This window comes from Parapedobacter koreensis (assembly GCF_900109365.1).
GTDB classification, from domain to species: domain Bacteria; phylum Bacteroidota; class Bacteroidia; order Sphingobacteriales; family Sphingobacteriaceae; genus Parapedobacter; species Parapedobacter koreensis.
The window spans coordinates 492280-504984 of sequence record NZ_FNZR01000002.1 but is presented as its reverse complement, the minus strand read 5'-3'; the positions used below and the strand labels follow the sequence as shown (position 1 = coordinate 504984).

The 12705-nt window shown below is 48.7% G+C and carries 9 protein-coding genes; 2 read left to right on the top strand and 7 right to left on the bottom strand.

Features of this window, described 5'->3' with window-relative positions:
- Position 1 precedes the first annotated feature (1 nt).
- Positions 2–1426 (bottom strand): sensor histidine kinase, encoded by a 1425-nt coding sequence (locus tag BMW65_RS06400; RefSeq protein ID WP_090603741.1) that lies wholly within the window; start codon positions 1424–1426, stop codon positions 2–4.
- A gap of 265 nt (positions 1427–1691) precedes the next feature.
- Here BMW65_RS06400 and BMW65_RS06395 point away from each other — a divergent pair, with 265 nt between their 5' ends.
- Entirely contained in the window at positions 1692–2408 is a 717-nt protein-coding gene (locus BMW65_RS06395) for a basic secretory protein-like protein (protein WP_090604286.1), read from the top strand.
- 31 nt (positions 2409–2439) lie between these two features.
- Positions 2440–4728, top strand: coding sequence for a GH92 family glycosyl hydrolase (locus BMW65_RS06390; protein ID WP_090603739.1), 2289 nt, complete (start codon positions 2440–2442; stop codon positions 4726–4728).
- A gap of 164 nt (positions 4729–4892) precedes the next feature.
- Here BMW65_RS06390 and BMW65_RS06385 read toward each other — a convergent pair whose 3' ends face one another.
- From BMW65_RS06385 to BMW65_RS06360, 6 genes are all read right to left on the bottom strand, one after another.
- Positions 4893–6410, bottom strand: coding sequence for an ATP-binding cassette domain-containing protein (locus BMW65_RS06385; RefSeq protein WP_177181023.1), 1518 nt, complete (start codon positions 6408–6410; stop codon positions 4893–4895).
- 23 nt (positions 6411–6433) lie between these two features.
- Positions 6434–7054 carry an L-threonylcarbamoyladenylate synthase gene (locus BMW65_RS06380; protein ID WP_090603735.1) on the bottom strand — a complete coding sequence of 207 codons (621 nt, stop codon included), beginning with the start codon at positions 7052–7054 and terminating at the stop codon, positions 6434–6436.
- Between the two features lie 25 nt (positions 7055–7079).
- Positions 7080–8525 (bottom strand): asparagine--tRNA ligase, encoded by a 1446-nt coding sequence (asnS, locus tag BMW65_RS06375; RefSeq protein ID WP_090603733.1) that lies wholly within the window; start codon positions 8523–8525, stop codon positions 7080–7082.
- 44 nt (positions 8526–8569) lie between these two features.
- Positions 8570–9403, bottom strand: a complete 834-nt coding sequence (gene lgt / locus BMW65_RS06370) for a prolipoprotein diacylglyceryl transferase (protein WP_090603731.1) — start codon at positions 9401–9403, stop codon at positions 8570–8572.
- Between the two features lie 89 nt (positions 9404–9492).
- A complete protein-coding gene (gene sucC, locus BMW65_RS06365) occupies positions 9493–10683 on the bottom strand; it encodes an ADP-forming succinate--CoA ligase subunit beta (protein ID WP_090603729.1) in 1191 nt (396 codons plus the stop codon).
- A 72-nt stretch (positions 10684–10755) separates the two neighbouring features.
- Positions 10756–12696: a KUP/HAK/KT family potassium transporter gene (locus tag BMW65_RS06360; RefSeq protein WP_090603727.1), complete on the bottom strand. Its 1941-nt coding sequence runs from the start codon at positions 12694–12696 to the stop codon at positions 10756–10758.
- Between the last annotated feature and the right edge of the window lie 9 nt (positions 12697–12705).

The window sequence follows — 12705 nt, the reverse complement described above, 5'->3', positions numbered from 1 at the left end:
TTTAATAGGGGATATTGATGGTAAACTGGCTGCCTTTCATTTCTTCACTTGTCACGGAAAGCGTCCAGCCATGACTTTTGATGCACTGGTACGTATAATAAAGCCCTAGTCCCAGTCCGGCGATATGTTGGGTACCCTGTTTTTGGATACGATAGAATTTTTCAAAAATATGCTCGATTTCTTGGTCGGGAATGCCTATCCCGTTGTCAGCTATCTGTAAGTGGATAGCCGCATCGGCTATCTCAATAGTTACCGTGATGCGTTTATGGTCGTTATGATTATATTTGATGGCGTTGTCAAATAAGTTAAACAGCATCGTCGTGAAAAAGAAACGGTTCAATTCAACGACAAAGGGTTGTTTGACTTCGTTCAGTTCGATAGCAATGTGTTGAACCGAGGCTTTCACGTTGTAATCCGTGATGATTTCGTACAGCAATTGGTTAAGTTCGTACGCTTCTTTCTGCAAGGACGAATTGTCCATCGTGGTGATATCCATCACCTGTTCAAAGAGTTTCTGTAAGCGCAACGATTGGCGCTCGATAATTTTCGTGAGTGGTTTGATGTTGTTGGGATCGGCAAGTATTTTGTCGTTCTGCATGTTTTTGTTGGCCACGATGATGGTAGATAGCGGCGTATTGAACTCATGCGTGATGCTGTTGACAAAATCCGATTTCATTTCTGCAAGTTTTTTTTGCCGGATCCAGTTACGGAAGGTAATGTAATAAATGGATACTACACAGCCGATGGCAAATAATGCCAATAAAAATGTAGGCATCATCAATTTTACAATATGCCAGGTGCGATTGCTGTGATCCGCATACAGTGAAAAGGTCATCCAATAGTTGTAATCTGTAGGGGAGCTCACCGTGATACCAGCAATTTGGTTTTGTGGTCTTGGTTTTCCCAGTTTACCGCCGATATACACACCATAGCGAGTTTTTAGGCTGTCCGGGATGAATGGATACGATTCATCCGCCTGATAGATGGTTACGACACGTAAGTTTTTGAAAACCAATTGGATGGAATTGATAGTGAGCAGGTATTGGAGATCTTCATTGAGCGTATACTCGGCTTTGATTTGTGCAAATAACCTGTCCATCGTGTTGGTTTCCCGGAGTGCATGAAACATGCTATCCAGGATCCGGTTTTTGTAATGCTCGAATGCAACCCTGTCTTGGTCGTACAAAACCTCCATCGTGTACATGTTGCCCATTAAATAGGGGTCAATGATGGCTACACCACCAGGAAACACCTTATCGTTCCGTATACGCTGCGTATACCTGTTGTTGATGAGCGTTTTTTCTGCCGCTTGGTATTGCTCATCTCTAAGCTTGAAGGCATTATAGGTGAGATAAAATAATACAGCTATCAGCAGGACGAGCCCCAGTAAGGATATCCCTTTATGTATGGCTAATGAATACTTCATCAAGCTATCCGACTAATTAAGCACATGCAATAAACAGGAGCGAATATAATAATGAAATCAGCAGTATAAACGCTCAAAATGAGGCTATTTGGTTTTTATTAACAATTCATTGAGTATTCATTAACATGCTTCATGGACAAGATGTATTATTTTTGTTATTAATGAATGCAATCGCACCCTATTAAAACAAATTTATATATCCAAAGTAGGATGGGCAATCTTTGTAACATAAAGATTGTCCATTTTGCTTTTTAGCAAAAATGAGATGATACGATTTTTATTTGCCGCTTTGTTGTTTCTGCAATTTCAAGGTAGTTTAGTTGCCTGTGCCATTGATCGTCCGCTGGCAACGCTCAAAAAAGAGCAAGGCAAAGCAGATACACTTGTCCAAAACGGATTTCAGCTTATCTTTGTCCAGCAAGATCCGGATTTCGACTCACATGTGGCGACCCGGCTAAAGGAGACCTTCTTTCAGGTATATCCTGTATTGGTAGCGACATACAATCCGGACGCGGTACACCATGTAACGCTGACCATAGATACGGCTTATGACGGTGTGGCATATGCCCACGATGGCCGGGTGGTCATTAGCCAGGCCTGGCTGAAAAAGATGCCGCGTGATGTGGACGTCGTAACCCACGAAGTAATGCATATTGTACAGGCTTATCCATCAGGAAGCGGGCCGGGATGGATTATTGAAGGGATAGCCGATTATGTGCGTTATAAATATGGTGTGGATAATGTTGGAGCGGGTTGGTCATTGCCCGATGTTCAGGAAGAGCATCATTATACCAATAGCTACCGGATTGCTGCCCGTTTCTTGGACTGGATAGAACAGACACGGAAAAAAGAATTTGTAAAGACACTTGACAAAGCCATGCGCGTACGCGCTTATACGGAGGCGATTTGGAGAGCCGAAACCGGGCTTGGATTGGACGAGCTTTGGGCCGCATATGCGACGAGTGGCAATGGCAAGGAATAATCACTAAGAAAACAACAAGCAGACAGCTATAATGAGGCAATTACTTTTCGTTTTATTGGCGACCACGGTGAGTGTTCAAGCGCAGCCGCAAGATAGCCTAATACGCTATGTGCAGCCCCTGATTGGCACAGCCAAAATGGGCCACACCTTCCCCGGGGCTACCGTACCTTTTGGAGCAGTACAGCTAAGTCCCGATACGGATACCATTCCGTATGCCGTAGATGGCAAATACAATCCCGATGTCTATACCTATTGCGCTGGATACCAGTATGACGATCCCACCATCGTGGGCTTCAGCCATACCCATTTCAGTGGCACCGGGCATTCCGATTTGGGTGATTTCCTCGTCATGCCCACCGCAGGTGCCTTGCAGCTCAATCCCGGTGTGGCCGAGGCCCCGCAGACCGGATTCCGATCGGCCTACCAGCACGCCAACGAGGCGGCCGAGGCCAATTATTATCGCGTAAAACTGGATGACCACCAGATTCTCGCAGAGCTGACGACCAGTACACGGGTAGGCTTGCACCGCTATACGTTTGCCGGGCAGGAAGAGGCACATATCATCTTGGATTTGATGCATGGCATTTACAATTATGACGATAAAAACGTATGGACGGTCGTACGGGTGCTCAATGACAGCACCATTACGGGGTATCGGCAGACCAATGGTTGGGCACGTACGCGCACGGTGTATTTTGCGATGTCATTTTCTAAACCATTTAAGTCGTACGGCAGTAAAAGCTTCGAAGACGAATCGGTATACCGGGGCTTCTGGCGCAAGTTCGATCAGACCGACAACTTTCCCGACATCGCCGGGAAAAAGCTGCGTATGCATTTCGATTTTGATGTGGAAGTCGGTGGGCAGGTACTGGTGAAGGTAGCGCTTTCATCAGTGAGCATGAGCAATGCGCTGGCTAATATGGAGGCCGAGATACCGTATTGGGATTTCGACCGTACTAAACGCGACGGGCGGGCCTTGTGGGAAAACGAGTTGAGGCGCATTGAGGCTACCTTGCCCACGGAGGCTGATTACGTGAATTTCTATACGGCCATGTACCATGCAGCACTGATGCCTACCGTCTATATGGATTTGAATGGGCAATACAAGGGGCTGGACTACGAGGTGCATACGGCCAAGGGCTTCACCAACTACACCTCCTTTTCGCTATGGGATACCTTCCGCGCGTTCCATCCCTACTTAAACATTGTAAACCCTTCCCGCAATGCGGATATCGTGGCATCCATGATGGCTCACTATGATCAAAGCGCCCTGAAAATGCTGCCCATCTGGTCGCATTATGCCAATGACAACTGGTGCATGAGTGGTTACCACAGTGTGTCGGTCATTGCCGATGCCATCATTAAGGGCGTGTATCAAGGCGATGCGCAAGCAGCACTGGATGCTTGTGTGGCCACGGCCAACTACCGCAGGTACGAAGGCATCGGTGATTACATCGATTTGGGGTATATCCCCGATGAGAAAAACGGTACCTCCGTATCCAATACCTTGGAGTATGCGTATGACGATTGGTGTATTGCACAACTAGCGAAGTACCTCGGCCGACAGGACATTTATGATACGTTTATCAAACGCTCCGAAAACTGGCGCAATATGTACGATTCATCCATCGGGTTCATGCGGCCACGGCATATTGATGGCACGTTCAGGAAGGATTTCGATGTGCTGGAGACCCACGGGCAGGGCTTCATCGAGGGCAACACGTGGAACTACAGCCTCTATGTGCCACACCATCCAGAAGGATTGATGGAAGTGATGGGCGGCAGGGCACGGCTCTTGGGCTACCTCGACTCGCTCTTTACGATGCATCTGCCGGACAAATTTTTTGCCAATACGGAAGACATCACCCGCGAGGGCATCATCGGTAATTATGTGCACGGCAACGAACCCGCCCACCACGTCGTGTACCTCTACAATATCGTCGGCCAACCATGGAAAGCGCAGGAGCGTGTGCGCATGATTCTTGAAAACCAATATCATAATGGCGCGGATGGCCTGGGGGGCAATGACGACTGCGGGCAGATGAGCGCTTGGTACCTTTTCAGCAGCCTCGGCTTCTACCCGGTATCGCCGGGCACGGATGAGTATTGGCTGGGCAGCCCGCTGGTGCAGTCGGCCACCATCAACCTTGAGAATGGAAAGCGATTTACGGTGGAAGCCATCAACCAAGGAGCTAAAAACGTGTATGTGCAAGAGGTCTTGCTCAATGGAAAACCATTTGAAGGCTACAAGCTGAAACACAGTGATATCGTCAATGGTGGAACGCTGCAATTCCGGATGGGAAGTAAGGCGAAGAAATAACAGGAATGAAGTAAAGCGGCAACTTGATGCCGATAGCCTATCGAAAAGGTGCCCGGCTTTTATTCATAAGGCGGGCGCCTTTCGTTAAAAAGCCGGGCACCTTTTACCAAAAAGGCGCCCGGCTTTTCAGTAAACGACCGAAGCGGGTATCCGTCCTTTATTCGTTAAGTCGTTTTTTCCACGACTTTGCCTTGATCCAATTTGATGGAACGTTGTACGCAGGAAGGAATATCTTCCTGATAATGGCTTACATAGATGATGGTGGTGTCGCTTGCCCCGTGGATTTCATCCACCAGTGCCTTGAAAAATTCGCGGTGCTGTGGACTCAATCCCTGGCAAGGTTCATCGAGAATAAGCAGGTTGGGGTTTTTAATAACTGCACGGGCAAGCAGGCACAGCCGTTGCCTGTCCGGGCTTAATTGCACCAGCCGCTGCTGAACGGCATCGGCCAAGCCGAAAAGCTGTAGCCATTGTAAGGCTGCCTCACGCTGCAATGGCGTCACTTGGCGGAATAGCCCTACCGTATCAAAGTAGCCCGATAGCACCACCTGTAGGACGGCCTGGTTTTTTGGAAAGTACTGATGCAGTTCGGGTGATACATAGCCAATTTGTTTCTTGATATCCCATATACTTTCGCCGGTACCACGCCTGCGGCCAAAAAGTGTGATGTCATTGCTGTATGCCTGGGGGTTGTCCCCATTGATGAGGCTGAGCAGGGTAGATTTCCCGGCACCATTGTGCCCTTTCAATGCCCAGGCTTCGCCTTGTTCGACTCGCCAACTCACCTTATCCAGAATAAGTTTGTCGCCGTAGCGAACGGTTATGTCGTTCAGGGCCACAATGGGGTTTTTCATCGGCTGCTGGCCACGTTGGCGAAATAAGGTACTGATGCTGTGGCGCAAGGTATCGGGCAACGCATAGTTGCCGCCGGCCGCTGGCTGTTGGTACTTATCCAGGTTTATCGTATCCCTTGGCCCTTGTGCGGCAATGGTATCGTTTTGGATGACGGCAATGTGGGTGACGCAATCGGGGATTTCCCGTATCGTCGTCGTCATGATCACGTGGATGCCCGACTGGATAATGGTCTGCAAAATGTTGTCAAAACGACCCCTGGTCTCGACGTCCAGGCCAACCAACGGATTATCCAGCAAAAGGAGGGCGGGATTTTTAACAAGGGCCGTAGCCAGCATGAGCCGCCGGGTTTCACCATTGGATAGCTTAATAAGCGCCTTATCGGCAAGTTTTTCTAAGTTGAAAAGTGCTATGGCGCGCTCCGGTGTCCAGTGGATGTTTCCGTGTTTGGGTTGGATGGTGTTTAGTAATTCACGCACCGTGGCTGCATCATCGGCATCCGCACTATTGAACCGTTGCTGGTAATAAAAATTCTGCGTATTGTTTTTACTTCGGAAGTGGTGGTGAAACGGCACGTACGCCACCAAATCATGATGGCTACGATAGCCCTCATTGCCTGCCGCGTCTTGTAAGTATTCGGTGGCATGGTGATGTTGGATAATGCCTTGGCTGATGGCCACTTTACCCGCCACGGCTTGCAGAAAACGGTTCTTGGCAGTCTCTGGCTCACCGGTAATGGCCCACTGTTGGCCTTGGTATAGCCTGAATGTGATATGTTGCAGTGCGATCGTCCCGTTTTGGACTACCATCGCATCTGTGATCGCAAGCAAAAGGTTAGCAGGTTCCATTTAGATTATAAAAAAAGGCTTAAATCTCCTTTGCCCTCCCGGATGATTTCAAATTCACCCGCTGTTGTATCAACAACGGTTGAGGCCACATTTCCGCCGTATCCACCGTCAATGACCATATCGACAAGGTCTTTGTATTTTTCATGAATAAGTTCCGGATCCGTGGAATATTCGATAATCCCATCTTCATCGTGGATAGAAGCGGATAAAATCGGGTTGCCCAGTACACGTACGATTTCGCGGGCAATCGGATTGTCGGGCACACGGATACCTACCGTCTTTTTCTTTGAGCTTAACAGTTTCGGTACTTGACTGCTCGCATTGAAAATAAAGGTAAAGGGACCCGGCAAAGCCTTTTTCAATACCCTGAATGTAGCCGTGTCAAACGGTTTGGTATATTGGGCGATATCGGTGAGATCATAACATACGAATGAAAGGTTTGCTTTTTCGGGTCTAATGCCACGAAGCTCGCAGACCCGTTCGATGGCTTTTTGGTTGTTGATGTCGCATCCCAAGCCATACACGGTGTCCGTAGGGTAGATAATAAGCCCACCTTTGTGCAGTATGTCCACCACTTGTTGGATGGCCTTGGGGTTCGGATTTTCTTCGTATATTTTGAGTAGCATGACCTTGACTATCTGGTGTCAACAATCAAAATTCCGCATTGTTTGGTGTCCTTGGGAAGGGGATGACATCCCGGATATTGGTCATGCCCGTGACGAATACGACGAGGCGTTCGAAGCCAAGCCCGAATCCGGCATGAGGTGCCGTGCCGAAACGGCGGGTATCCAGGTACCAATCCAGCTCTTTTGCCGGTACGTTCATTTCCTCCATGCGTTTGACCAGTTTGTCGAAACGCTCTTCGCGTTGCGAGCCACCAACCATTTCCCCGATACCGGGGAAGAGAATATCCATGGCACGGACGGTATGCCGTCCCTGTTCGTCGGGGTCGTTCTGCCGCATGTAAAACGCTTTGATTTCTGCCGGATAATCCGTCAGGATCACGGGCTTCTTGAAGTGTTTTTCTACAAGATAACGCTCATGTTCGGATTGCAAATCGGCGCCCCAGCCCTCGATAGGATATTTGAACTGCTTCTTTTGGTTGGGCTTGCTGCGATGCAGGATGTCAATGGCCTCCGTGTAGGTGATGCGCTCAAATCGGTTGTCTAAGCAAAAGTGGAGCTTAGCTACCAGATCCATTTCCGAGCGTTCGTTTTGGGGCTTACCTTTTTCTTCATCGAGCAACCTGTTTTTGAGGAACTCTATTTCATCCGGGCAATGATCCAGCGCGAAACGGATGACATATTTTAGGAGTTCCTCAGCCAGATCCATGTTGTCTTCCAGCTCGTAAAACGCCATTTCAGGCTCAATCATCCAAAACTCCGCCAAGTGGCGCGTGGTATTGGAATTCTCGGCGCGAAACGTGGGGCCGAAGGTATAGATATTACCCAATGCCATGGCGGCAAGTTCACCTTCCAACTGGCCCGATACCGTGAGGTTTGTTGGTTTACCAAAAAAATCTTCTTTATAATCCACGGCCCCATCGGGAGTCCGTGGCGTGTGATCAAAATCCAGCGTGGTTACCTTAAACATCTCTCCGGCACCTTCCGCATCTGATCCGGTAATGATGGGCGTGTGCATATATACGAATCCACGTTCATAAAAAAACTGGTGGACAGCGAAGGAAAGGGCATTACGTACCTTAAATACCGCATTGAAGGTGTTAGTGCGAAAACGCAGGTGTGCGATTTCACGCAGAAATTCGAGGCTATGCTTTTTGGGTTGCAGCGGGAATTTCTCGGGATCGCTGTCGCCCAGAATTTCCAAGGTGTCTACTTTGACCTCCACACGTTGGCCTTTGCCAAGCGATTCCACCAAAGCACCCGTAACGGCAATGGCGGCACCCGTGGTAATCCGTTTCAGCAGCGCTTCATCCGTATTGTTGAAGTCGACCACGGCCTGGATATTGCCCAATGTGGAACCATCGTTGATAGCAATGAATTGGTTGTTGCGAAATGTTTTTACCCATCCTTTGACGGTCACTTGGTGTCCGTATGTTGTGGCGTTCAATAAATCCTTTATACGAGTATGTTTCATGTGATTGGAGACTTGAGACGTCAAGACGTCGGCCCTTTCTATTTTTATTTCATTGTTGTTGATAGTATTTTCTGTCCGTTCTTGTAAAACGCCAGCGCCAGACCGGCTAATACAAACGGTACGCTCAGCCATTGCCCCATGTTGAAGGCCATTCCATGCTCAAAAGCTACCTGATCTTCCTTGAAAAACTCAAGGCCAAATCGGGCCGAAAATAGCAAGATTAAGAATATTCCGAAAATAAAGCCATCCGGTTTTGTGTTTCTTCGATACAGGATGAGCATCGTGACAAAAATGAGCAAATAGGCACATGCTTCATACAGTTGTCCGGGATGCCGAGGGACGGTGTCGACCAATTGGAACACAATGCCGTAGTCGCCGCCTGTAGGTTTGCCAATCATTTCGGAGTTCATGAAATTGCCTATGCGGATAAACGCGCCGGTAACGGGGCCGACAATGGCTAACCGATCGGCTACCCATAGAAAATGCTGATTGGTTTTGCGGCAATACAGGAGGACGGCGATGATGATGCCGATGGTACCGCCATGGCTGGCCAATCCCCGGTAGCCCACAAACGCATAGGAGCCATTGATTTTTTCTATTGGAAGAAAAACTTCAATCGGATTTGTCCAAAAATAAGACGGCTGGTAAAAGAGGAAATGGCCGAGCCGGGCACCGATTACGGTTCCCAGTAGTACGTATAGGGTTAGCCGTTCAAAGTGTTCATTCGGGATATCTTCCTGTTTGTAGATGCGTGCCATCACATAATAGGCCAACCCGATCCCGCCGGCAAACAACAAACCGTAGTAGGTGAGTGGAAATACACCGAAGAGCTTGGTGATTTCAGGAGACATATGCCAATAGATGATGCTTGCGATCATATCGTGGGATTTAACGTAAAAAACCCCCAAATAGCTGGAGGTTTTTTATCAACTAAATTTATGCTTAAAATCGTTGAACCCAACGAGACTTAAGACAAGACCTTTTTTACCAATTCAGCCGCCTCTTTGAGCAGAATCGCAGAGTATACCTCCAATCCGGATTCGTCAATAAGCTGTTTGGCTTCTTCGGCATTGGTACCCTGCAAACGCACGATGATGGGCACGGGAATGTTGCCGATTTCCTGGTAGGCGTCAATGACCCCCTGGGCCACACGGTCACAACGTACGATGCCGCCAAAAATATTAATCAGGATGGCCTTTACATTGGGGTCTTTCAGGATGATGTTAAATCCAGCCTTCACTGTCTGGGCATTGGCTGTGCCGCCCACATCCAGGAAGTTGGCCGGTTCACCGCCTGCAAGCTTGATGATGTCCATCGTGGCCATGGCCAACCCGGCACCATTGACCATACAGCCTACGTTTCCGTCAAGCTTTACATAGTTCAGATTGGATTCGCCAGCTTCCACTTCCGTGGGATCTTCCTCGGCCACGTCGCGCAAAGCAGCATAGTCTGCGTGGCGGAACAGGCCATTTTCATCCAGGTTCACCTTGGCATCTACCGCCAATATTTTGTCATCGGAAGTTTTGAGCACCGGATTGATTTCAAAAAGTGAGGAATCGGTGGCATCATACGCTTTGTATAAGGCAGCCACAAATTTGGTCATATCTTTAAATGCGGCACCCCCTAGACCAAGGTTGAATGCGATTTTCCGGGCTTGGAAGCCCTGAAGCCCTACCTTGGGATCGATTTCTTCCTTAAAAATCAGGTGGGGTGTTTTTTCGGCAACCTCTTCGATATCCATACCACCTTCCGTGGAATACATGATAATGTTGCGGCCGCGACCACGATCAAGCAATACGCTCATGTAAAATTCCTTGGTCTCGCTTTCGCCGGGATAATAAACATCCTGTGCAATCAACACTTTATTTACTTTCTTACCTTCAGGGCCAGTCTGTGGGGTTACCAATTGCATACCAATGATATCAGTAGCTCGTTGTTTCACTTCGTCGAGGTTTTTGGCGAGCTTCACGCCGCCGCCTTTACCACGGCCACCGGCATGGATTTGGGCTTTCACCACTACCCAGTCCGAGTTGTAGCCTTCCTTCAGCTTTTTGGCTGCTTCCACAGCTTGCTCAGGCGTTTCGGCTACGATGCCTTCCTGCACCCGCACACCGAAACTTTTCAGTATTTGTTTGCCTTGATATTCGTGAATGTTCATTTGCGAAAAATTTGGCGTAAAAATAGCGTTTTAATTGAGAACGGTCAAGGAAAATAGCCAAAAAACAGGGATCTATTTAATCCTTTTTAGCTTTCCACGCTTGGACTGTGAAGGCACCATCAGCGGTACCCGCTCAATGGTTACGAAGCTGGAGTCAAGGCCAAATCCGCGCTCTTCCGATAAGCTGAACATCCGCAGCATGCTATAGATGTCCAGTATGATCCGTTCTACGAAATTAAGCTCGGAGGTATTGGACAAGATGCGCTCCAGCACCACAAAGCGGAAATCACCGTCAATCTTGTGTTTACGGAGCGTGTCAAAATTGCTTTTGATGTCTACTTCCCCATTGGCGACGAGGTTTTCCACAACTTCCCGAAACAAGACGCTGATACGTTGTTCATCACGGAATCCCAGCCTGAAATCTATCCGAATTAATTTCCCCGGCACCAATTGCATGACTTCATACTCACCAGTGTATGGAGCATCGGTTACATCCACGTGTACCAGCCAATAGACATCCGCCCGCTTGGGTTTCTTTTTTATGATCGAGTAGATGATGCTCTCTTCGATTTCCGAATCAAAGTTTGCACTCGTCAAGTAGACAAGCTGCGACGCATACAACGGTATCGATTTGTCTGTGCCGATTTCGGAGATAATCGGCAGGTACTGCTCGACGTCTACAAAGCGGGTATGCCTGTTTTTAATTTTCCGGGCCCACCACCAGCAGAGCATCAGGAAAAAAGCGATTGCCGTAATCAGCAGGGTAAGCCACCCACCATGCGAAAATTTAGATACATTGCCGATAAAAAACGTGATTTCGATAATCAGGAACAGGGTGAGAAAACTGTAGGCAAGGAATTTGGATACCCGCTTTTGCAAAAGAAAAGCGGTCATCAATGCCGTGGTCACGATGAAGCTGATATTGATGGCTAGTCCGTAGGCCGCCTCCATGCGGGCAGATTCACGGAATACCAGTACCACAAGAATACAGCCCAGCAACAATATCCAATTTACAGAAGGCACATAGAGCTGCCCTTTTAGCATGTTGGGGTGCACAATACGCACCTTGGGCCAAAGATTGAGCCGCACGGCCTCGGAAATCAAGGTAAACGCACCAGAAATCATGGCTTGGCTGGCAATCACGGCGGCAATGGTTGCCACGGAAATGCCATAAGGTATAAACCACTTGGGCATCGTTACGAAAAACGGATTGCTGCTGCCAAGTAGCGCGCCCTCATGTTCAAGCAACCAAACACCCTGCCCGAAATAGTTGCATAGTAAACAGGCCTTTACGAAAATCCAGGAAATCCGGATATTCTTCAGCCCACAATGGCCGAGATCCGAATACAATGCTTCCGCGCCCGTTGTACAGAGAAACACGGCGCCGATAATCAAAAGCGCATTGGGATGTGTGGCGATGGTCTGGATGGCAAAATGCGGACTTAGGGCCTTGAGGACTGCAGGATTCCCGATTAGATAGGCAAACCCGATTACCGCCAGCATGGAAAACCAGACAAACATGACCGGGCCGAACATCCGTCCCACGATAGCGGTTCCAAACCGCTGCAGGGAGAAAAGAGCGACTACGATGACCAGTACAATGGGGACGGTCTGCAAACCTGGATAAAAGATGTCCAGCCCTTCCACGGCGGACGAGATGGTGATGGCTGGCGTGATCATGCCGTCGGCCAACAAGGCCGCACCACCGAGCATAGCAGGAAATACGACCCATCTGCCCTGTTTCCGGACTAGCGAAAAGAGGGAAAGGATACCACCCTCGCCCTTGTTGTCGGCTCGCAGGGTGATGATCACATATTTGACCGTCGTTTGTAAGGTGAGTGTCCAAAAAATGCACGACAGCCCCCCGTAGACCACGTCGGCAGTAATGGCATCCTGCCCAATGATTGCCTTGAAAACATAAAGCGGCGAAGTGCCAATATCCCCGTAGATGATGCCGAGAGCAATGAGTAATCCCGCGACGGTCAGCGGATGTTTGGGAGACAGCTGTTGCATTGTTGCTGT